At 46.4% G+C, this 22,194-nt stretch carries 19 protein-coding genes and 1 pseudogene; 15 read left to right on the top strand and 5 right to left on the bottom strand.

What is annotated here, in order from left to right; all coding sequences use genetic code 11:
* The first annotated feature begins 124 nt into the window (after window positions 1–124).
* The 8 genes from cpdA to TOI97_RS10845 all read left to right on the top strand — a co-directional run bounded on the left by cpdA (window position 125) and on the right by TOI97_RS10845 (window position 9,893).
* On the top strand, window positions 125–919 hold the full coding sequence (gene cpdA / locus TOI97_RS10880; protein WP_321554151.1) for a 3',5'-cyclic-AMP phosphodiesterase: 795 nt from the start codon (window positions 125–127) through the stop codon (window positions 917–919).
* Between the two features lie 487 nt (window positions 920–1,406).
* Window positions 1,407–2,027: a YqiA/YcfP family alpha/beta fold hydrolase gene (locus tag TOI97_RS10875; protein ID WP_321554150.1), complete on the top strand. Its 621-nt coding sequence runs from the start codon at window positions 1,407–1,409 to the stop codon at window positions 2,025–2,027.
* Between the two features lie 11 nt (window positions 2,028–2,038).
* Window positions 2,039–3,934 (top strand): DNA topoisomerase IV subunit B, encoded by a 1,896-nt coding sequence (gene parE / locus TOI97_RS10870; RefSeq protein ID WP_321554149.1) that lies wholly within the window; start codon window positions 2,039–2,041, stop codon window positions 3,932–3,934.
* Window positions 3,935–3,995: 61 nt separating this feature from the next.
* Window positions 3,996–6,248, top strand: a complete 2,253-nt coding sequence (gene parC / locus TOI97_RS10865; RefSeq protein ID WP_321554148.1) for a DNA topoisomerase IV subunit A — start codon at window positions 3,996–3,998, stop codon at window positions 6,246–6,248.
* A gap of 68 nt (window positions 6,249–6,316) precedes the next feature.
* Window positions 6,317–7,435 (top strand): MlaE family ABC transporter permease, encoded by a 1,119-nt coding sequence (locus TOI97_RS10860; protein ID WP_321554147.1) that lies wholly within the window; start codon window positions 6,317–6,319, stop codon window positions 7,433–7,435.
* A gap of 2 nt (window positions 7,436–7,437) precedes the next feature.
* A complete protein-coding gene (locus TOI97_RS10855; protein WP_321554146.1) occupies window positions 7,438–8,211 on the top strand; it encodes an ABC transporter ATP-binding protein in 774 nt (257 codons plus the stop codon).
* Entirely contained in the window at window positions 8,204–9,154 is a 951-nt protein-coding gene (locus TOI97_RS10850) for an MlaD family protein (protein WP_321554145.1), read from the top strand. Before TOI97_RS10855 ends, TOI97_RS10850 begins: the two co-directional genes overlap by 8 nt.
* A gap of 4 nt (window positions 9,155–9,158) precedes the next feature.
* A complete protein-coding gene (locus TOI97_RS10845; RefSeq protein ID WP_321554144.1) occupies window positions 9,159–9,893 on the top strand; it encodes a PqiC family protein in 735 nt (244 codons plus the stop codon).
* Window positions 9,894–10,095: 202 nt separating this feature from the next.
* On the opposite strand, the pseudogene tnpA reads toward TOI97_RS10845, so the two are convergent.
* A pseudogene (gene tnpA, locus TOI97_RS10840) lies at window positions 10,096–10,394 on the bottom strand (IS200/IS605 family transposase); the annotation flags it as partial.
* A 9-nt stretch (window positions 10,395–10,403) separates the two neighbouring features.
* On the opposite strand from tnpA, the gene TOI97_RS10835 reads away from it, so the two are divergent.
* Window positions 10,404–11,207 carry an RNA-guided endonuclease InsQ/TnpB family protein gene (locus tag TOI97_RS10835; RefSeq protein WP_321554143.1) on the top strand — a complete coding sequence of 268 codons (804 nt, stop codon included), beginning with the start codon at window positions 10,404–10,406 and terminating at the stop codon, window positions 11,205–11,207.
* On the top strand, window positions 11,208–11,408 hold the full coding sequence (locus tag TOI97_RS10830; protein WP_321554171.1) for a zinc ribbon domain-containing protein: 201 nt from the start codon (window positions 11,208–11,210) through the stop codon (window positions 11,406–11,408).
* A gap of 21 nt (window positions 11,409–11,429) precedes the next feature.
* On the opposite strand, the gene TOI97_RS10825 is transcribed toward TOI97_RS10830, so the two are convergent.
* Complete coding sequence (locus TOI97_RS10825) at window positions 11,430–12,908, bottom strand: histidine kinase (protein WP_321554142.1); 1,479 nt, start codon at window positions 12,906–12,908, stop codon at window positions 11,430–11,432.
* Window positions 12,909–12,990: 82 nt separating this feature from the next.
* Here TOI97_RS10825 and serB point away from each other — a divergent pair, with 82 nt between their 5' ends.
* Window positions 12,991–14,208 carry a phosphoserine phosphatase SerB gene (gene serB, locus TOI97_RS10820; RefSeq protein ID WP_321554141.1) on the top strand — a complete coding sequence of 406 codons (1,218 nt, stop codon included), beginning with the start codon at window positions 12,991–12,993 and terminating at the stop codon, window positions 14,206–14,208.
* Window positions 14,209–14,274: 66 nt separating this feature from the next.
* On the opposite strand, the gene TOI97_RS10815 is transcribed toward serB, so the two are convergent.
* Window positions 14,275–15,384, bottom strand: coding sequence for an NADH:flavin oxidoreductase (locus TOI97_RS10815; RefSeq protein WP_321554140.1), 1,110 nt, complete (start codon window positions 15,382–15,384; stop codon window positions 14,275–14,277).
* A 492-nt stretch (window positions 15,385–15,876) separates the two neighbouring features.
* On the opposite strand from TOI97_RS10815, the gene TOI97_RS10810 reads away from it, so the two are divergent.
* Entirely contained in the window at window positions 15,877–17,160 is a 1,284-nt protein-coding gene (locus TOI97_RS10810; RefSeq protein ID WP_321554139.1) for a Glu/Leu/Phe/Val family dehydrogenase, read from the top strand.
* A gap of 145 nt (window positions 17,161–17,305) precedes the next feature.
* Here TOI97_RS10810 and TOI97_RS10805 read toward each other — a convergent pair whose 3' ends face one another.
* Complete coding sequence (locus TOI97_RS10805) at window positions 17,306–17,893, bottom strand: cold-shock protein (RefSeq protein ID WP_321554170.1); 588 nt, start codon at window positions 17,891–17,893, stop codon at window positions 17,306–17,308.
* A 449-nt stretch (window positions 17,894–18,342) separates the two neighbouring features.
* Here TOI97_RS10805 and aspS point away from each other — a divergent pair, with 449 nt between their 5' ends.
* The 3 genes from aspS to ruvC all read left to right on the top strand — a co-directional run bounded on the left by aspS (window position 18,343) and on the right by ruvC (window position 21,596).
* Window positions 18,343–20,118, top strand: a complete 1,776-nt coding sequence (gene aspS, locus TOI97_RS10800) for an aspartate--tRNA ligase (protein WP_321554138.1) — start codon at window positions 18,343–18,345, stop codon at window positions 20,116–20,118.
* Between the two features lie 97 nt (window positions 20,119–20,215).
* Entirely contained in the window at window positions 20,216–20,959 is a 744-nt protein-coding gene (locus tag TOI97_RS10795; RefSeq protein WP_321554137.1) for a YebC/PmpR family DNA-binding transcriptional regulator, read from the top strand.
* Window positions 20,960–21,071: 112 nt separating this feature from the next.
* Window positions 21,072–21,596 (top strand): crossover junction endodeoxyribonuclease RuvC, encoded by a 525-nt coding sequence (gene ruvC / locus TOI97_RS10790; protein WP_321554136.1) that lies wholly within the window; start codon window positions 21,072–21,074, stop codon window positions 21,594–21,596.
* 4 nt (window positions 21,597–21,600) lie between these two features.
* Here ruvC and TOI97_RS10785 read toward each other — a convergent pair whose 3' ends face one another.
* On the bottom strand, window positions 21,601–22,110 hold the full coding sequence (locus TOI97_RS10785) for a hypothetical protein (protein WP_321554135.1): 510 nt from the start codon (window positions 22,108–22,110) through the stop codon (window positions 21,601–21,603).
* Window positions 22,111–22,194 lie beyond the last annotated feature (84 nt).

The following is a 22,194-nucleotide window of genomic DNA, read 5'->3' as shown; positions in this document are numbered from 1 at the left end:
TAATAACAGTCTGTGTAGTAAAATGCAGGCACTATCCTCTCTTATATGCGTTTGGGTTTGTGCTTATTGCATGCGGTAAGCACAATCTTTTGTATGATTTTGACTGTAGTTAGAGTGACCTTTTATGCATCCGACATCTGCACGTTCTTATAAAACATTAGTACAGCTGACTGATAGTCATTTGTTTGCTGATTTAAATGGAGGTATGTCAGGGGTAAATACTCAGGACAGTTTGAAGCAGGTGATTGATCAAGTGCGTGTTGAGCAAGACACAATAGATTTGCTGTTATGTACAGGGGATATCTCCCAAGATGGTTCGCCTGCCTCTTATATCCGCTTTGCCGAAATGGTCAGTACTTTGAATGCCCCCATGCGCTGGTTAGCTGGTAACCATGATGAGGGGGTTGTTTTGCAGCAGGTTTGTGCAGACAAAGATTGGTTGCATTCGGTATATGATTTAGAGTATTGGCGTATTGTGGTTTTAGATTCTTCAATACCTGAGCAAGTACATGGTTTTTTAGCTGAGGAGCAGCTTAAAGCTCTCGATCAGGCTTTAGCCACTGCAGGAAGTAGGTATGTGCTTATTGCCGTGCACCACCATCCGCTGCCTGTGGGGAGTGCTTGGATGGATAAGATAGGTTTGCATAATGCCGAACAATTACTTGAGAGAATCGCGCTTTATGACAATGTTCGGGCAGTCTTATGTGGGCATGTGCATCAAACCTTTGATCAGGAAGCGAATGGGGTGCGTTGGTTAGGAACGCCTTCAACCTGTATTCAGTTTGCTCCGGGTAGCGCTGAGTTTGCCCTTGATGAACAAATGCCCGGTTATCGTTGGCTGCACTTATATGATGAGGGTCAACTGGATACGGGAGTGTCGCGTGTGCTCGATTTAAATGTCAACTGTTCAGGTGATTAATTTGTTAGCGTTGTTTGGTTAGTTTAACAACTTAGCCTTGACGGTAATACAAGCACAGATTGAATTTTATTACGTTATTTTATTGGCGCTTGTTGATTTTCTGCGGTGCAATCTATGTGGGTAATGTAAGACGCTTAAAATTTGGTTAAAACCCTAATGGCTAAATCAATGCGAGCTACTGGCTGAGATCAAAGAATAGCGATGCTGGACTGGTAAGAGTGCTCCGAGAGGATTGTCCTTAAGGACGTTAATACCATCAATATCGTCTAAACTGGCTCGAACAGTGACAGTCTACTATCGAATTGAGGCCGTAAGGTGTTCGTAGTGCTTGAGGTAAGTGAGTTGGTATGTAGTTGGTATGTAGTTGGTATGGTGTTGCCCTCGACCGTGATATAAATGCGGTTTAGAGTATCCTCGCGGTTAAGTATGGCCGCCCTGTCAGAGTCTTCGTCCTTTAGTGAAGGGAGGCTAATAAGCGTAGAGTTGTATGTGCAAACGTCCGAGTATTGTTTATATCCATGGTTTTAATAGTTCACCGGCCTCTTTCAAAGCACAGCAAGTGCGCAAGGCTTGGCAGCAATTAGAGTTGCCTGAAGAAGATTTACAAGTACCAGCGCTTCATCATCATCCACATCGTGCTATCGCGCAGTTGCAAGAGATAATTGAAAGTTTAGGGCAGCCAGTATTAGTAGGAAGTTCGCTAGGTGGTTATTACGCAACTTACCTTGCTCAACGCTACCTATTAAAAGCTTTGCTAATTAATCCGGCGGTACGTCCGCATCGATTATTCGACAACTTTGCTACAGAGCAAGTCAATCTTTACACCGGAGAGCAGTGGTTACTGACTGAATCGCACTTACATGGACTGGCAGCGCTAGAAGTTCCGTCACCGTGTGATCCGCAGCGTTTCAGCGTTTGGTTACAAACAGGCGATGAAACGCTAGACTACTGGTTGGCTGAACAGTACTATTGCAACTGCTCTGTTAATGTGCAGCAGGGCGGGTTCCATGGTTTTGAAAATTTTATTGAGCATTTGCCTGCATTATTCAGCTATGCAGGTGTGACGCCTTCAGTATTGCAAAAACTCGATCTTTCTGCTTTTGAGTAATTCTATTATCTATGACTAATACGACTTATACCGCTGACGCTATTGAGGTTTTATCTGGGCTAGATCCTGTGCGTAAACGCCCAGGTATGTACACCGATACGACGCGTCCCAATCACCTGGCCCAAGAAGTCATTGATAACAGTGTGGATGAGGCGCTTGCTGGTCACGCGAGCAACCTGCAAGTTATTTTACATATAGATCAATCATTAGAAGTGATTGATGATGGCCGCGGTATGCCGGTGGATATTCATCCTGAAGAAGGTATTCCTGGTGTTGAGTTGATTTTTACTCGATTGCATGCTGGTGGTAAGTTTTCCAATAAAAACTATGAGTTTTCTGGAGGGTTGCACGGAGTAGGTATTTCTGTTGTGAACGCTTTGTCCACCGCTTTAGAGGTACGAGTGCGGCGTGATGGTGAAGAAAGTCAGATGACCTTCCGTGATGGTTTTAAAGCCTCTGACTTGGAAGTGATAGGAACAGTCGGGCGTCGTAACACGGGTACCAGTATCCGTTTTTGGCCGGATTCACAGTATTTTGATACTGCTAAGTTCTCGGTCGGTCGACTCAAACATATTTTAAAAGCCAAAGCGGTATTATGCCCTGGTTTGACAGTTAAATTCGAAGATAAGAATACTAAAGAACTGGTCACCTGGTTTTATGAAGACGGTTTACGTTCCTATTTGACTGATGCTGTTGCTGACTTTATCAGCCTACCAGAAGAACCTTTTTGTGGTGAGTTTGCTGGGGACCATGAGCGCGTAGACTGGGCTGTATTGTGGTTGCCTGAAGGCGGTGAGCTGGTTCAAGAAAGCTATGTGAACTTGATCCCAACCTCGCAAGGGGGAACCCACGTCAATGGTTTTCGTCAAGGCTTATTGGATGCGTTGCGTGAGTTTTGTGAGTTCCGCAACTTGCTACCTCGCGGCGTTAAATTAGCGCCGGAAGATATTTGGGAGCGTATCAGTTTTGTTTTGTCCATGAAGATGCAAGAACCACAGTTTTCAGGACAAACTAAGGAACGTTTATCTTCTCGTACTGCGGCTGGTTTTGTCTCAGGTGTGGTTAAAGATGCTTTTAGCTTGTGGCTTAATGCAAATTCTGAGTTAGGTTTACAGTTAGCCGAGCTGGCCATTAGTCATGCAGGTCGTCGTTTAAAAGCAGGTCGTCGGGTTGAGCGTAAGCGTATTACCCAAGGGCCGGCACTGCCCGGTAAATTAGCTGATTGTGCTGGGCAGGATCCAACGCGCGGTGAGTTATTCTTGGTCGAAGGGGATTCGGCTGGAGGCAGTGCGAAACAAGCTCGGGATAAGGAGTTTCAAGCCATCATGCCGTTGCGCGGTAAGATCCTTAACACGTGGGAAGTTGATGGTAGTGTTGTGCTTGGCTCGCAAGAGGTGCATGACATCGCAGTGGCAATGGGAGTGGATCCTGGCTCCCCTGATATCAGTCAATTACGTTACGGAAAAATTTGCATTTTGGCGGATGCTGACTCCGATGGATTGCACATTGCTACCTTGCTTTGTGCTTTATTTATGCGTCACTTTAAACCTTTGGTTGAGGCAGGGCATATCTATGTTGCTATGCCACCTTTATATCGCGTGGATATCGGTAAAGAAGTTCATTACGCCTTAGATGACGATGAGTTGGAAAGTATTCTTGCACGGGTTCAAACTGAGAAAAAACGTGGAAAACCACAAGTGACTCGCTTTAAAGGGTTGGGTGAGATGAATCCATTGCAGCTGCGTGAGACCACGATGGATCCCAATACTCGACGTTTAGTGCAATTAACTTTAGACGATTTTTCCGGCACTCAAGAAATGATGGATATGTTGTTGGCGAAAAAGCGTGCCAGTGACCGTAAAGCTTGGCTGGAAAGTAAAGGTGATCTGGCTGAGGTGCAGGTGTAATGCATCCCTTCTTGCTCGCTCATATTAATCTTTCTGCAAACTTATTTAATAGAGGCTGTGCATGACGCAACCCACTGATTTAAGCCTTGAGGGTGTCGAGCGCCGCTCAATGGCCGAATTTACCGAACAAGCTTATTTAAATTACTCCATGTACGTAATTATGGACCGAGCTTTACCGCACATTGGTGACGGCCTGAAACCGGTGCAGCGTCGTATTATTTATGCCATGAGTGAGTTGGGTTTGGACGCTGACTCCAAACATAAAAAGTCGGCCCGTACGGTAGGGGATGTACTGGGTAAGTTTCATCCCCATGGTGATAGTGCTTGTTATGAGGCCATGGTTCTGATGGCTCAACCTTTTAGTTATCGTTACCCTTTGGTCGATGGGCAAGGTAACTGGGGGGCACCGGATGATCCCAAGTCTTTTGCTGCTATGCGTTACACCGAAGCACGTTTGGCGCGTTATTCAGAAGTCTTACTAACTGAGCTAGGGCAAGGAACTGTAGATTGGATTCCTAACTTTGATGGCACTATGAATGAGCCGGCAGTCCTCCCTGCACGTTTACCTAACTTATTATTGAATGGTACCACTGGTATTGCGGTCGGGATGGCCACCGATGTGCCACCACATAACTTACGTGAAGTGGCGGCTGCCTGCGTGCAGTTGTTGGATAAGCCTAAGTCGACCTTAGAGGACTTGTGCGAGCATATTCAGGGGCCTGACTATCCAACGGATGCGGAAATTATTACTTCGCGTGAGGATATCCAAAAAATTTATGCCACAGGGCGTGGCTCAGTACGAATGCGTGCGGTTTACCATATTGATGATGGTGATGTGGTGATTACAGCTTTGCCGCATCAAGTTTCTGGGGCAAAGGTGATCGAGCAGATTGCCGCGCAAATGCAGGCGAAGAAACTGCCAATGGTTGCGGATTTACGGGATGAGTCTGACCATGAAAACCCCTGTCGTATTGTTGTGATTCCACGTTCTAATCGAGTTTCTACGAAAGAGTTGATGCAACATTTATTTGCGACAACAGACTTGGAGTCCAGTTATCGCGTTAACACTAACGTGATTGGTTTAGATGGCCGTCCACAGGTGAAAGATTTACGTAGCTTATTAGTCGAGTGGTTGGTGTTTCGTGTGGATACTGTTCGCAAACGGCTGCAGTTCCGCTTGGATCGAGTTGAGCGACGCTTGCACCTATTGGAAGGTTTGTTAGTTGCTTTTTTAAACTTGGATGAAGTGATTGAAATAATCCGAAGTGAAGATCACCCTAAAATGGTATTGATAGACCGTTTTGGTATCAGTGAAATTCAGGCTGATTACATTCTTGATACACGCTTGCGTCAGTTGGCACGCTTAGAAGAAATGAAAATTCGCGGTGAACAAGATGAGTTGGCTAAAGAGCAGGCAGAATTACAAGCCTTACTAGGGAGCGAAGCAAAACTGAAGCGCCTCGTACGTAAAGAGTTGATTGCTGATGCTAAAGTTTATGGTGATGATCGCCGTTCACCTTTGGTTGAGCGTAGCGAGGCGCGTGCTTTATCTGAAACAGACTTGGTGCCGGCTGAACCTGTGACTGTGGTGATGTCGGAACAGGGGTGGGTGCGTAGTGCGAAGGGACATGATATTGATCCTGCTAGCTTGTCTTATAAGGCGGGTGATGGCTTTAAGCAGGCCGCTCGCGGTCGCTCCAACCAGTTTGCAGTATTTTTAGATAGCACGGGACGCAGTTACTCATTAATGGCTCACACATTGCCTGCTGCACGTGGCCAAGGTGAGCCTTTGTCAGGGCGTTTGACCCCACCGGCTGGCGCAGTGTTTGAGAGCGTGGTAATGCCGACGGATGAGCAATTGATGGTCATGGCGTCTGATGCAGGTTATGGTTTTGTCGTAAAAGGTGAAGACATGCAGGCGAAGAATCGTGCTGGGAAGTCTTTAATTACCTTGCCAAAAGCAGCGCGTGTATTAACTCCTAAGCCTGTGAATGATTTTGAGAAGGATTGGTTTGCAGTAGTCAGCAATGAAGGTCGTTTATTGGTTTTTAAAGTATCTGATTTACCGACGCTCAGTCGCGGTAAAGGTAATAAGTTAATTGGTATTCCTACTGATCGAGCGGCAAAACGTGAAGAGTGGGTTGTAGATTTCGCTGTACTCTCGGAGCAGTCAGTCTTGGTATTGCAAGCAGGTAAGCGTACTCTATCGTTAAAGTTTAGTGACCTTGAGCATTATCAAGGTGAGCGTGGGCGCCGTGGTAATAAGTTACCACGTGGTTTTCAGCGCGTTGATGGATTACGCGTGGAGTCTTGATCGGCGGCAAGAGCCATCTGTTGTATGAAAACTCAAACGCAGGCATGCAGCAGTAAAAGGGTAATCAGATGAGCAAACTAGCAGTGCTAGATTGGGATCACAGTGGTGAGCAGCCGGTTTTGCAGGTCAGTGGACATTGGACCTTAGAACAGCGCAAGCCTGAGCTGGTGGATGTATGGCGCAGAGGGGGACGCTTACCTGAACAGGTAGGTGTGCAGATTGCTGTAGAGGCGTGGGACAGCAGCTTGTTGGCTTTATTGCGGCGCTTACAGCGCTTAGCAGGCGAGCACAAAGTCACTTTGGATATGCAGGGGTTGCCTGATGGGGTTGAGCGTTTATTGGAAATGGCTGCTACTCCATCAACACAAGCTCAAGCGGCTGATAATCCTGAGTACGGTTGGGTATCACGGATTAGGTTGCATACCATAAGTGTTGGCCGTGCCGTAGCGCGTGCATGCACTTTTGTTGGGGAAGTGGTCCAAGCACTCGGGCGTCTCATGGTTGGTAAAGCACGCATGCGCATGATTGATTTTTGGATGGCTTTACAACAGTGCGGCCCAGGGGCTCTACCTATTGTTGCTTTGATTGCTATTTTAATTGGTTTGATTTTAGCTTTCGTGGGAGCCGTGCAATTAGAGGCCTTTGGTGCTCAGTTGTATATTGCCAACATGGTATCCATTGGGATGACTCGAGAAATGGGTGCGTTAATGACTGCAGTGATTATGGCTGGGCGTACCGGTGCTGCCTATGCAGCAGAAATTGGTAGTATGCAGGCCAACGAGGAAATTGATGCACTTAAAACCTTCGGCTTCCCACCTTTAGAGTTTTTGATTTTACCACGCTTGCTAGCGCTGCTTGTGAGCATGCCGATCCTTACTGTTTTTGCTGATTTTTTAGGTATCTTTGGTGGTTTTGTCATTGGTTCGGGGTTATTTGATATTTCTGCAGCGCAATACATTAACCAAAGCTTAGAAATGTTAACCCTGACGGATTTTTTGATTGGCCTGTTTAAAAGTTTGGTCTTTGCTGTACTGATTGGGTTGATTGGCTGTTATTACGGTCTGTCTTGTGGCCGTAATGCACAAGCTGTTGGTCAGGCAACTACTAATGCCGTGGTGAGCATTATTGTTGCGTTAGTGGTTAGTGATGCCTTGATTACCCTTATTTGCACGCAGCTGGGGATCTAAGCATGAGTGACGCGATATTAGTGGCTGAAAACCTCAGTGCAGGTTATGGCTCATTAGTGATTCAGCGAGACTTAAATTTCACTATTAAAAAAGGTGAGATTTTTGTCATTATGGGCGGCAGTGGCTGTGGGAAAAGCACTTTGTTGCGACATCTGATTGGTCTACAGGCGCCTTTGGCCGGCAAAGTATATTTTCACGGCAATGACTTTTGGGCGCATGATGCAGATAGTCGTGCCAACTTGCAGCAACATTTTGGGGTTTTATATCAAAATGGTGCTTTGTGGGGGGGGATGACGATTCGCGAGAATATTTGCTTACCCTTAAGTACTTGGCGTCCAGAACTCAGTAAGGCAGATCTGCATGAGTTGGCAGCTATTAAGTTAGCTTTTGTCGGTTTAGCGGGTTGTGATGATTTGTATCCAGCTGAACTTTCAGGTGGTATGCGTAAACGCGCCGCACTAGCTCGTGCTTTGGCTTTGGATCCGCAAGTGCTATTTTTTGATGAGCCTTCAGCAGGGTTGGATCCATTGAGCTCAATGGCGCTAGATGAACTGATTTTACAACTGCGTGATAGCTTAGGGTCGAGTATTGTTCTTGTTACGCACGAACTGCCAAGCATTTACGCGGTAGCTGATACCTGTTTATTCTTAGACAATAAAACCCGCACACAAATTGCTTTAGGCTCATTGGATGAAATATTAAAGCACGGACCAGAGACAGTGCAGCGTTTTTTACGGCGCGGTCAAGGCGCAACACAAGAGGTGAAAAATGACTGAATCGCGCAAGCCTTTTTTTATAGGTGTATTTTTATTGGGTGGCGTGGCGTTGTTAGCGGCCGGCTTATTATTGCTCAGTCGCGATAGCTTGTTAGCTAAGCCTGTTGAGTATGTCGTGTATTTTACTGGGGCTTTAGACGGCTTGGATGTAGGGGCGGATGTCACTTATCGTGGCGTTAAAGTAGGTAATGTTCGACAGATCGAATTATCTTACGATCGCAGCATCAATGATGTGGTGATGCCTGTCACTATTCGCATCAGCGCTGATAGCGGCCGTAGTGCAGAGGGAGGGTTCGATCGTGTGGTTGATCGTTTAATTGAGCGTGGCTTACGCGCGCAGTTGCAAACCCCGAGTCTATTAACAGGCAAAGCCATAGTTGCGTTGGATTTTTTTCCGGGCCAGGAAGGTTATATTCGTGACCCGCATGTGATTGAATTGCCGGCTATACCTACAGTGCCATCGCGTATTGATCAGGCTGCAGATGTGCTGCGTGAGTTGGTCAGTGGGTTAAAAGAAATCCCTATGAAGGAAACGTTAGAAGCTGCAAATAAAACGTTGTTAGCTTTTGAGCGTTTAGCTTCTGCACCGGAGACGCAAGCCGCGATTGAAAGCCTCAGTGTTACTTTAAATAACTTTGAACAAATCAGTCAGCAATTAAATACACGTTTGCCAACCATGTTGGATGATGTGGAAAGTGGTAGCTCTGCACTGAAAGAGGCGCTTGCTGATGTGCGTCATGCTGCACAAAATGCACGAGATGCCCTGCAAGAGATGGAGACAATGGTCAGTGACAGCCGTCGCAGTATTGGTCCAGAGTCAGAGTTACAATATGAATTGTTACAGTCTTTACAAAATCTAGGCCAAGCCAGTAAAGCTTTGCAACGTACTGCGGAAAGTATTGAGCAACAGCCGCAATCGATAATCTTTGGCAAGAAACGGTGAATGAATGAATTATTTAAAACGCTTGCCGCTGGCGATGACAGTACTCGGGGCATTAACACTAGGTACGGTTGGTTGTAGTGTTGCGCCACCGGCCCAGCTGTATCAATTACAACAGCCGGTAATGGAAAAGGTAAATTTAAATAGCAGTGCGACTGTCCTGCTAGGACCTTTAAATATTGCTGATTACTTGCAACGTGAAAGCCTTTTACAACGTAATACTGACGGCAGTTTGATCATTAGTACAGAGGCTCGCTGGGCAGGGAATTTAGAAGATGAAATTGGTCATTTTTTATTGCGTCAAATTTCGGCCGAGTTGGGTACCAGTCGTATTTCTTTATACCCTGACCGTATAGGGATGAAGGCGCAGGCACAGGTGGTGCTTAGTATTAGTCGTTTAGATTCTGGGGTTGAACAGCCCGCAGTACTTGAAGCACAGTGGCGCGTGTTAGATGGTGAGGGAGTATTGCGTAAGAGTCAGTTAACGAGCTTAGAGCAGTCGCACAATGGTAGCGTAGGTGATCAAGTACGTGCGCAAAGTGAATTGCTAGCACAGCTCTCGAAGCAGCTCGGGCAAGCACTGCAAGAAACGGTGCCCAATCAGCCAAGTAAGCGGCAGGCTCGTAATAAAGTGAGCACTATCAGTGAAAACGAAGCACAAGTACAACCTGAGCAGGAAAGCATAAAAATGCCTAAAGTGGAGTTTGAATTTGAGCGTGAACCTGAAGTGTATCGCTTTTAAGAAGTTACAGAGTCAGTGTTGTTTATGCAACCAGTGAATAAGTGCTTATGGTCTTTACGGTATGCGTAAGCACCGGTGTATATACAGTATGGTTAAACAACCAAAATATTAAAGATTCGAGTACGAGATAGGTATTATCAAAATCGCGTAAGACTTCGTACTTTTAGTCTGAGGCTGGATAGTGAGGGTTGCTTCTGCAACCCTACTGGGGTTTTGTCTGCTGCTCAATGTATTGCCGGATCACTGCAATAGGCGCTCCGCCTACGCTGCTAGCATAGTAACTCGGACTCCATAATGCATTTTTCATGTATGCAGACTTAACCCACTCAGGATGCATTTGTTTAAGTCGGCGGCTTGATACGCCTTTCAAGCTATTTACTAAGCGTGATAAGAAACCTTGGGAGGAAAGTTTACCAGAAGGTGTACGTGGTCAGCTTCGCCATTAAATTCAACCAATTCTGACTCAAAGCTCACGCACACACCGTTAAAAATACTTTCAAGCGATTTTAGGTGTTGACTGCTGAGCACAGTTTCTTCGTCTGGAACTTTGTTAATGAATTAAGTCAACGCTCGATTAAAGAGCGTGGTGTGTTTTTGGCTGCTTTTGATATGCCCCCTTACACTAAGGGCGCGGGTAAAGAGCTGGGCTTGCACAGTCAGACCTTACAGTGCATTGCAGGTGAGTATGTCACACGCCGCAAGCAGTTTAAGAAGGTGCGGCTGAACTGGCGCAAATCAGGCGGTGTATGCCGCTCACTGGGCTGGATACCCGTCAATACAGGTGCAGCTCAATGGAAAAACGGACAGGTCTACCACAACGGCCACTATTTTAAGGTCTGGGATAGCTACGGTTTGAGCCAATATAAACTCCGCTCGGCCAGTTTCAATGAAGATGCCCGTGGCCGCTGGTGCTTCAATGTAGTGGTGGATGTGCAGACTGAGATACCCGCCGGCCAAGACCGCATCGGTATTGACCTTGGCTTAACTGATATAGCCACCTGCTCGGATGGCACCAAGCTAGAAGCGGGCCGCTTCTATCGTGGCCTTGAGGAAAAGCTGGCCATAGCACAACGAGCCAGAAATAAAACCCAAGTCAAAACCATTCATGCGAAAATCGCTAACCGTAGAAAAGATGCCCTGCACAAGTTCAGCCGCACGCTGGTCAACTATTGCGGTGAAATCTATGTGGGCAACGTCAGTAGTTTAAAGCTCGTTAAAACCACAATGGCCAAGTCAGTGTTGGATGCTGGTTGGGGTCAATTAAAAACAATGCTGGACTATAAATGCGCTCACGCAGGCATTGTTTTTAAGTAAATTGACGAGGCATACACCACCCAAACCTGTTCGAGTTGCGGCAGCTTGCCCGAGTCGAGGCCGAAAGGTATCGCAGGACTTGGAATAAGAGAATGGACGTGCAGTGGGTGTGGTGTCACCCATGATCGCGATATCAACGCGGCACGTAACATTCTCGCGGCCGGGCATGGTCGTCTAGCAGTAGGAATCCCCGCCCTTTAGGTCGAGGAGGATGGAAGGATGTCAATCCCGTATTTGTAAGCGGTGTAACTGCGTTTCCAGTTGGGTTGGATAAGGCTCTAGCAAAGTTTCGAGGCAACTGGTTTTTGCAGGATTGGCAATAGAGCGAATACGAGCACTGTTTGTCAGAGTGGCATTGTTTGCCAAACTGTTACTTAACAGTAATAAGTTGCGGCTATATTGACTTAAGGTGAGGGCTGTTTGCGCGCTTTCACTCAGTAATAGTTCGCCCAGAGTAGCGTCTTTAGCCACAGAACCCTCACTTAAACCCAACTGAACTTGCACGTTGATATCCGTATCAGTGATATCCAACTGTAAGTGGTGCGCAAAAGCCCGCAGAAGTTCACCACAGCACAGTGCATTGAGTGGGTAGTCAGGCAAGTTTGCGTTAAACGTGATAATGCTGCGACCGTCTGCTAAAGGGTGCAGTTGGCCGTCATATAAATGAGCAGCCTGTTCAACGGCATAGCGGTACTTTTTAAGGAGTCCCGTTAGGCGTTCAGGTGGTAACTGACGTAATTGCTCCATATTGCCAAGCTCTACCGCTAAAATTGCGCTATGAGGGCTGTATACCAGTTTTTTGACTGGCGTTGTATTTGGTGGTGAAACTTGAGAGTGACCGGGTAAAGGCTGTTCGCTGACTTGCTTTACAGGGTTTGTGGTGGTTGTTACGGGCTGCTCTTCCGGTTGCGGGTTGCTCATTGACTCGACTGCAACTGCGTCCAGATCCGTATTTTGTGTGTCAGCAAGAAAGTATTTATTTAGTTGGCGCGCAAGTAGGCCAATTTCATCTGTGTGCTGGATATAGGGTGCGGGAGGCGCTGGGTTGATCAGCCAGTTGCTTAAGCTCTTGAGTGGCAGGGCAACAGAACGGCCGAGATGTATGGATAAAAAAAGTGCCAGTAAAAAGAGCGTGATACTTACGATGGCCATGGACTGCATACTAAACAGCATGGGTTCTTGCAGTTGACGCATATCAATTTGTAAATGCAAGGAGCCTGTTGTTTGGTTCTCTTTAAACAGTTGCTTGGAATACAGTCCCGAGTTGTTTCCCTTGGTTTTAGGGCGCTGACCAGCTTCGGCTAAAATACGGTTATCTTTTCCATGCAGGGCTGCATAGCTGACATAAGGGTTATTAACTAGCTCTCGTAAAAGGACAGCAACGCTTAGGGTGTCCTCTGCGGCTAAGGCATCTTCTGCTGCGGTGTGGGTGTGCTGTAATAAGCTTTGACCTAAGGCATCGGCTTGTTGCTCGGCGGACCAGTGCAGTTGTGTGTGCATTAACCAAGCGAAAGCTGCGAGACAGGCGATAATAATTAATGAGTTATAACCTGCGATACGCGAAGTAATGCTGGCGCGCTGTGGATGTACAGACTCTGGAGGCATAGACAAGAAATTCCAAGTAAATAACGGTATAAGCGTCAACAGTTTGCTAGCAAAACTCTTGTTAGCAGCATAAGAAAGGTAAAGTATAGCGAGCATAATGCATAGAACAAGCAAAAGGACTGCCCGTTATGCGATTAAATGGCTAGAATGACTCTTTTTTATCTGCGGAGAAAGCACCGTGCGCGAAATTGTCCTGATTAACATCACAGGTGAAGACCGTCCGGGGTTAACTGCCGCCATTATGGGCGTGCTATCGCACAGTGGTGTGAATATTTTGGATATCGGTCAGGCCGTTATTCATAACACCCTGTCTTTTGGTATTTTGGTTGAGATCCCGAGCAATGAGCATGCGTCTGCTGTGCTCAAGGAAGTCCTTTTTACTGGTTATAAACTGGATCAGCAAGTGCGCTTTACGCCAGTCTCAGAAGAGGATTATCAGCAGTGGGTCGCTGGGCAGGGCAAACCCCGTTACATTGTCACATTGCTCACACGTCAGGTGACGGCTGAGCAGTTACAGCGTGTCAGTGCTATTACGGCAGAGTATGGTTTAAACATTGATCATATTGATCGCTTATCTGGGCGCATGTCTTTAGATATGCCTGAGAATCAAGGTAAAGGCTGTATTGAATTTTCTGTGCGTGGCGAACCGGCTGATGCTGCGGCTTTACGTGCAGAGTTCTTAAGTGTGGCTCAAGAACTGAATGTAGATATTGCTTTTCAACGTGACACTGTTTTTCGTCGTAATCGTCGTTTAGCGGTGTTTGATATGGACTCAACCTTGATTGAGGCAGAAGTCATTGATGAACTCGCTAAAGCCGCAGGCGTGGGTGAGCAAGTTGCAGCGATTACTGAACGAGCTATGCAGGGTGAGCTGGACTTTAAGGCTAGTTTTAAAGAACGTTTAGCCTTATTAGAAGGTTTATCTGAGGATGTATTGCAAGAGATTGCGGACTCCCTGCGTCTGACCGAAGGTGCTGAGATGTTATTTGCTGAACTGAAGCGCTTAGGTTATAAAACGGCAATTTTATCAGGTGGCTTTACCTACTTTGCTAAGCAGCTGCAAAAGCGCTTAGGTATTGATTATGTCTATGCCAATGAGCTGGAGATCGTAGACGGTAAGTTAACGGGGCGTGCGATTGAGCCCATTGTCGACGCACAGCGTAAAGCTGATTTGTTGGTAGAGCTTACAGAACAAGAAGGCTTGCGCTTGGAGCAAACCATTGCCGTGGGAGATGGTGCAAATGATTTACCTATGCTAGCACTTGCTGGTTTAGGTGTGGCTTTCCGTGCTAAGCCTATGGTTAAAAAGTCTGCTCGCCAAGCGATTTCAACTTTAGGCTTGGATGGTATTTTGTATCTGCTTGGTTATCGTGATCGTGAAGGCGCTGAGGAGTAGCCAATTTAATTATAGAGTAATGACTGTGCAGCGACTGATTGAGCTGCACAGTCATTTTAAGCTCACTTAAGAGAGTGAGCTTAAAGCTTCACGGCTGAAAGGTAAAAGTTCCGTTAAGCGGTTTTCGCGGACTTTTACGCACCATTCTGGGTCCTGTAATAAGGCGCGGCCAACGGCCACCAAATCAAACTCATTTGTTGCAAGACGAGCAAGCAAGCCCTCTAGGTTGGAAGGTTGTGCCACTTCTTTGGTGCCCGCTAAGAAACTAGTGAATTCGCTGCCATCTAAGCCGACACTGCCTACGGTGATGGTGGGTTTTCCTGTTAGTTGCTTAGTCCAGCCAGCTAGGTTGAGGTCTGAGCCTTCAAATTCTGGTTCCCAAAAGCGACGAGTTGAACAGTGGAAAATATCAACGCCAGCGTTAACTAAGGGTTGTAAAAAAGTTTTGAGTTCATCCGGCGTGTGCGCTAGGCGAGCGTTATAGTCTTGTTGCTTCCATTGTGAAAAACGGAAAACAATTGGAAAGTTAGGGCCAACAGCGGCACGTACTGCCTGTACAATTTCCACTGCAAAGCGGCTGCGGTTAGTCATGCTGCCGCCATATTGATCGGATCTTTGGTTGGTGCCGTCCCAGAAAAACTGGTCAATTAGGTAACCGTGGGCGCCATGGATCTCTACACCGTCCATCCCAATGGCCTGCGCATCTTGAGCTGCTTGGGCAAAGGCCACAATTACGGCATCAATATCCGCTTGAGTCATGCCGTGTACAATTTTTTTACCTTCCTTGCTTTGTTCCATTGGACCATAGCCAGGAACACTTGGATCAGGTTCAGTACCTAGGCGGCGAACATTACCCACATGCCACAATTGTGGCATGATTTTTCCTCTTTCGTTATGTACCGCTTGCACTACTTTTTTCCATCCGGCCAAGGCATCTTCTCCATAAAAACGTGGTACCTGTGGATAACCATTCGCTGCGCAATGATTGATCGTTGTGCCTTCAGTAATGATTAAGCCGACTCCTGCAGCTGCGCGCTTACGGTAATACTCCATGACTTGCTCGGTAGGAATTCCGTTCGGTGAAAAGTTGCGGGTCATAGGCGCCATCACAATGCGAGAAGGAAGTGAGAGTGTGCCGAGTTGACAAGGTTGAAAGAGTAATTGAGGGTCGTTCATAGTTCACCACCTGGGAAATAGGCTAACAAATGTGATCGATATAATTGACTTTAGTCACAAATAGACTTGTATGAATAGGAAGGTATCAGATTGTGGTAAGGAAATGCTAGAACATTCAGAGAGGCTATAGGGGTAGGTTCTACCTATATATCAAATTGTGTCTGTGTGATTGACATCCTCCCCACCCTAAAGGACGGGGAGGATGTCAATAAGCTGTATATAACGTCAGTGTCGGCTTGTGCTGCAAAGGTTGTAGCCGTCTGTTAAGAGGCTGCTTGCGTGGCCCGTGCTATCCATCCTCGCACTCAAAGTACGAGGCTTGCCGCGATTTTGGTAAGCAAAATGATTCCTGAAGTTTTAACCAGTTTTTGGATAAAAATGATAAAACATTAATTTTTGACGAGTCAGTCATCAATCAATACGTTAAGATGTTTAGTTTTGCACGGCCTATTCAAGAATCAGGCTTACACTTTAAATGACGAAGGTTGAACCATGTCAGAACAACAAAACCAACATCTGCCATCCTATTTAGACCCTGATAATCCAGGCCCATGGGGGGTTTTTCTTGAGCAAGTGGATCGAGTTACGCCTTATTTAGGGGCGTTACGCGAGTGGGTTGATACCTTAAAGCACCCAGAACGGAGCTTGATTGTTGACATCCCTGTGCGTATGGATGATGGCAGTATTGCGCACTTTGAAGGTTATCGTGTGCAACACAGCTTGAGCCGTGGACCAGGTAAAGGCGGTGTGCGATATCACCAAGATGTCACCTTATCTGAAGTCATGGCGTTATCGGCTTGGATGTCAGTGAAGACAGCGGTCGTTGGATTGCCATTTGGTGGCGGTAAAGGTGGAGTGCGTGTCGATCCGCGTCAACACTCCGCGGCTGAAATGGAACGCATTACGCGCCGTTATATCAATGAAATCAGCTCGATTATTGGTGTTGATAAAGATATCCCAGGTCCTGATGTGAATACCAATGCGCAAACTATGGCTTGGATGATGGATGCTTACTCAGCTCGTGCTGGTTCTGCTCAGCCGGGTATTGTAACGGGTAAACCTATCCCCCTTGGCGGTAGTTTAGGGCGTGTTGAGGCGACTGGTCGCGGCGTTTTTATTACAGGTGTGGCAGCAGCTAAAGATGCAGGTATTAACCTTGCGGGTGCGCGAGTGAGTATCCAAGGCTTTGGTAATGTCGGTGGTACTGCAGCGCGCTTATTCACCGAAGTGGGTGCCAAAGTTGTTGCAGTTCAAGACCACACAGGCAGTATTGCTGACCCTGAAGGGCTTGATGTTGAGGCTTTACTTCAGCATGTTAAGCAAACGGGTGGTGTAGGCGGTGCAGCCAATACTACTGCTATTTCTGCAGAAGCGTTCTGGTCGGTAGAAACAGATATTTTAATTCCTGCTGCTTTGGAAGGACAAATTACGAGAAAGAATGCTGATTCGATTCAAGCGCGCATTATTGTAGAGGGCGCCAACGGACCAACCCGACCTGAAGCGGATGATATCTTAAATAGCAAGGGTATTGTTGTAGTGCCAGATGTGTTGGCTAACGCGGGTGGGGTGACTGTCAGCTATTTTGAGTGGGTACAAAACACTTCGAATTTTTATTGGAGTGTAGAGGAAATCAATGAGCGTTTAGAAAAAATTATGCTAGATGCCTATCATGCGCTGACGGCAACAGCTAAAGAGCATGATGTTTCTTTACGCACTGCGGCATTTATTACGGCATGCACCCGCTTGTTGGAAGCACGACAGCTGCGTGGAGTTTAGCCGCCATTGTTGTGGAGTTATATGAATAAAAACACCCGCTCTTAAGCGGGTGTTTTTATTGTTCAAAGCTCCAAATGTAGTACTGTACTGAGGGTAATAAAAAGGCCTGCTATTGAGCAGACCTTTTGAGTGATTCAGTGCGTCTTTAGTTGCGCTCGTCAGGGAGTGCCGCAATGACGTCCTCGGCTTGCAAACCTTTCTCACGGTCAACTACGGTAAATTCAACGCGTTGGCCTTCGACCAGGACGCGGTGGCCTTCACCACGAATAGCCCGAAAGTGCACAAAAATATCATCACCAGAGTCACGCGAAATAAAACCAAATCCTTTTGAAGTGTTAAACCATTTTACTGTACCAGTTTCACGGTCGCTAAGGTCCTGAGATAGCGGGGAGCTTTTAGTGCTCACCTTACGTAAATTGAGAGCTAAGTGCAGAATCACCGCCGCAAATAAAGTGGCTACACTGAGCAGTGAGGCGTTGAACTGATCAGGAGCATCTACTCCGCTGATAATGAAGACTGCTTGCATTGCAGTGGCTAAAACAATTAAAGCAGAGACTAAACCTTGCAGTTGGCGACGAGCACCTCGTGCCCAAGTCGGTTGGATAGGCGCAATAAGTAAGTTAGCAAACGCAAATGAAGCGAGGAGTAGAGCTGCTCCTGTATTTTTGCTGGCTAGTGCCAGTGTGAGAAGGAGTGCGATAGCACCAGTAACCAAATGAACAATTTTTAACATACGCAATGGACTCACCTTGATAAGAATCACAACAATATAATAATCGACTAGAAGTACAACGCTCTCAACCAGCTGCGCTGATGTCGTTTTTAATCACTGAAGAGAAATCTTCAGTCACTCATAGCTTATTAAACAGCAAACACGTCAATGACTCAAACAACTAAATTCAGCTTTGCGTAGGGAGTTTGGGAAATTTGAGTTAGGCCTGAACAGTTAAGGCTTTAAAGAGTTGTGGGAAATATTTTTTGTACTCTGTACTAATGAGTAGGTGAGCTGTTCTTGTGTGAAAGTGAGCCGTTGTATAAGGCTGCTACACATGGCATAGCAGTTCAGGCGGTTAGGCTATATAATCAGGGTTTTCTGCGATGCTTGTAAACTGACGCTATTGATTAGTGTTTTGTATAAACCAGGTATCAGTTATTTCAAATTTTTAGGAAGCGAACGCTATCATGATGCGCAGCCACTATTGCGGACACTTAAACGAATCCCTTAACGGGCAGACCGTTACTCTTTGCGGTTGGGTACACCGTCGTCGTGACCACGGTGGAGTTATTTTCCTCGATATCCGTGATCGTGAAGGCTTGGCTCAAGTTGTGTTTAATCCAGAACTGGCCGAAGTTTTTGCCACGGCCGATCGTGTCCGTAGCGAATATGTTGTTAAAGTAACGGGTGTAGTGAATCCACGCCCAGAAGGTGCAGTTAATCCAAATATGCCAAGCGGTGGCATTGAAGTAATTGCCACAGACTTAGAAGTTTTAAATCAAGCAGAAACCACACCTTTCCCGTTGCATGAGCATTCGGATGTCGGTGAAGAAACGCGATTGCGTTACCGTTTTATTGACTTGCGTCGTCCTGAAATGGCAGCCAAGTTAAAGCTGCGCTCACGTATTACTAGCAGCATCCGACGTTACTTAGATGACAATGGTTTCTTAGATGTAGAAACTCCTATCTTAACCCGTGCAACACCGGAAGGTGCGCGTGATTATTTGGTACCAAGCCGTACTCATGCGGGTAGTTTTTTTGCTTTGCCGCAATCACCGCAACTGTTTAAACAGCTGTTGATGGTTGCAGGTGTTGATCGTTATTATCAGATTGCTAAATGCTTCCGTGATGAAGACTTACGTGCTGATCGTCAGCCTGAGTTTACTCAGATTGATATGGAAACCAGTTTCATGGATGAAGAAGACATTATGTCTATCACAGAAACAATGGTGCGTCAGTTGTTTAAGGAAGTGCTGGATGTAGAGTTTGGTGACTTCCCGCACATGCCATATGAAGAGGCTATGCGTCGTTTTGGTTCAGATAAGCCAGATCTGCGTATTCCGTTGGAGTTGGTGGATGTTGCAGACCAGTTAACTGATGTGGACTTTAAGGTCTTTAGTGGTCCTGCAAATGATCCGAAAGGTCGTGTTGCAGCACTTTGTGTGCCCGGCCAAGGAAGCATGCCGCGTGGTAAAATTGATGAATACACTAAGTATGTCGGTAATTATGGTGCACGTGGCTTGGCCTATATTAAAGTTAATGAACGTGCTAAAGGTGCGGAAGGTTTACAGTCACCTATCGTGAAGTTTATTCCTGAAGATAACCTCAATACCATCCTCGATCGTGTGGGTGCAGTTGATGGGGATATTGTGTTCTTCGGTGCTGATAAAGCTCAGGTGGTGAATGATGCATTGGGTGCATTGCGCATTCGCTTAGGACATGATTTGGACTTGCTCACTTGTGAGTGGGCACCAATGTGGGTCGTTGATTTCCCAATGTTTGAAACGAATGATGATGGTTCACTGACGGCCATTCATCACCCATTCACAGCACCAAAGTGCACACCAGATGAGTTACGTGCACACCCAGAAAAAGCACTATCACGTGCCTATGATATGGTATTGAATGGTACGGAGTTAGGTGGTGGGTCGATCCGTATTCATGACCGTACCATGCAGCAAACTGTGTTTGAAATCCTAGGTATTGATGAAACCGAGCAGCAAGAAAAGTTTGGTTTCTTACTGGATGCTTTAAAGTATGGTGCACCACCGCACGGCGGGCTGGCTTTTGGTTTGGACCGTTTAGTGATGCTGATGACTGGCGCTCAGTCTATTCGTGAGGTCATTGCCTTCCCGAAAACTCAGAGTGCAGCCTGTGTGATGACTCATGCGCCGGGTACGGTTGATAATGCAGCGCTACGTGACTTACACATTCGCTTACGTGAGCAGCCAAAAGCTGAATAACACAGGGCGTTAATATGCATGCTGCTGCACCAGAGGTGCAGCAGTCAGTTGTAATCTATCGTTATTCACAGGAAAAACAGAGGAACGGGGGTCATATATGGCAGGGCATTCGAAATGGTCGAATATTAAGCACCGTAAAGAGCGTCAAGATGCGAAGCGCGGTAAGATTTTTACTAAGTTAATTCGTGAGCTGACAGTTGCTGCAAAAGAAGGCGGTGGCGAGCCTGCTGATAATCCGCGTTTACGTTTGGCCGTAGATAAAGCCCTAGCTGCAAATATGCCGCGAGACACTATTGACCGTGCTATTGCGCGTGGTGTTGGTGCTAACGATGGTGATAACGTTGAAGAGCTGATTTACGAAGGCTATGCACCAGGTGGAGTGGCTGTGCTCATCGAGGCCATGACCGATAACCGTAACCGAACGGCTGCAGAAGTGCGTCATGCTTTCAATAAGTATGGTGGCAATTTAGGGACGGATGGTTCAGTTGCTTATTTGTTTGAGCGTAAAGGGCAGATTTGCTATGCACCAGGTGTTGATGAAGAAGCCTTGATGGAAGTTGCTATGGAGTTGGATGCTGATGACATTGTGACCAACGATGATGGCTCTGTTGAGGTGTTAACTTCTTTTGCGGACTTTATTCGTGTGAATGAAGGTCTGATAGCTGCTGGGTTTAAGTCTGAGCAAGCCGAAGTAACGATGTTGCCCACAACAACGGCAGAGCTTGATTTAGAAACTGCAAAAAAAGCTATGCAACTGTTGGAGGTTTTAGAAGACTTGGATGACGTGCAGAACGTCTATTCCAACGCTGAGATTCCTGAGGAAATTATGGAGCAACTGTAAATTTCAGTTGATTCTGTTGCTCACAAACCTCTGGCTGCTTGTTTACAAGCCCAGAGGTTTTTTATTTGTGCAGAAAACAACAGTGCTATAAAGGCTGACAAAAGGTATCCAAATGACACTTATTTTAGGTATTGATCCAGGGTCGAGGATTACAGGTTACGGTGTAGTGCGTGATACAGGGCGAGGTTGTGAATATGTGGCTTCAGGTTGTATACGTACCGGTAAAGGCGAGTTGCCTGAGCGTTTGAATGCAGTTTTCTCTGGCGTGAGTGAGATTATTCAAACCTATCAGCCGGATACTATGGGTATTGAGCAGGTGTTTATGGCGCGTAACGCAGACTCTGCTTTAAAGCTGGGGCAGGCACGGGGAGTAGCTATTGTAGCCGGCACTCAGGCAGGCTTGGTTGTATCTGAATACAGCGCGACACAAGTAAAGTCAGCAGTGGTTGGGAGCGGGCGTGCAGCAAAAGAACAGGTGCAGCTGATGGTCATGCATCTACTTAAATTGACTAAAAAACCACAGATTGATGCCTCGGATGCGTTGGCTATCGCTTTGTGTCATGCCCATCATCAGCAAACACTGCTGCCGCATGGTTTGTCGGCAGCGAAAGTGCGCGGTGGCCGCATGGTGTTTTGAGAACTCAGTGTGTGTGACACAACTGTGTAAAGAGTAAGCTGTCGCGGCTAACTTGCTCAACCTTTATTGTTTGCTTTTGCTGCTTGTCTAACACTGGTAGTTGCTCAGCAGTGGAGCAGTTCAGCACATAGGGTTGTGTTTCTAAGCGTTCTCTATAGTCATTAATAAACTCATAACGTACATATTCTACAAGGGTTTCACTGTTGATTTGAGTGGTGCGAACCTGACCGTCTAAGACGACAAAAGAGGTGACTGAGGGAACAATATAGCCCCAAGGTTTAAAAAAGTTGCTGTGGTGTGCACGCTCTACCACTATAGATCCTGGAGGTAATTGACTTTGCTTGAACTCAAACCATGTGTAGTCGTAATAAGCAAGGTAGCTGAACATGCCGATTCCAGCAGAGATTGGAATAATCCACTTGGGGAGTCTATCGCGGCTGACTTTTCTCAGAAAAAAGGCAATGCCACCCAAACATAGACCAATAATAAAAACTGCAAATAAATGCCAAGTCATACACAGTACTCTTAAATGAAAAGTGGGCTTCCTCGGAAGCCCACTTTGAGATGAGTAGTCAAAAACTACTGATTCATCGGTGCG

This window comes from Denitrificimonas halotolerans (genome assembly GCF_034259425.1).
Taxonomy (GTDB): domain Bacteria; phylum Pseudomonadota; class Gammaproteobacteria; order Pseudomonadales; family Pseudomonadaceae; genus Denitrificimonas; species Denitrificimonas halotolerans.
The sequence above is the reverse complement of the archived record's forward strand: the minus strand, read 5'-3'. Positions and strand labels throughout refer to the sequence as shown.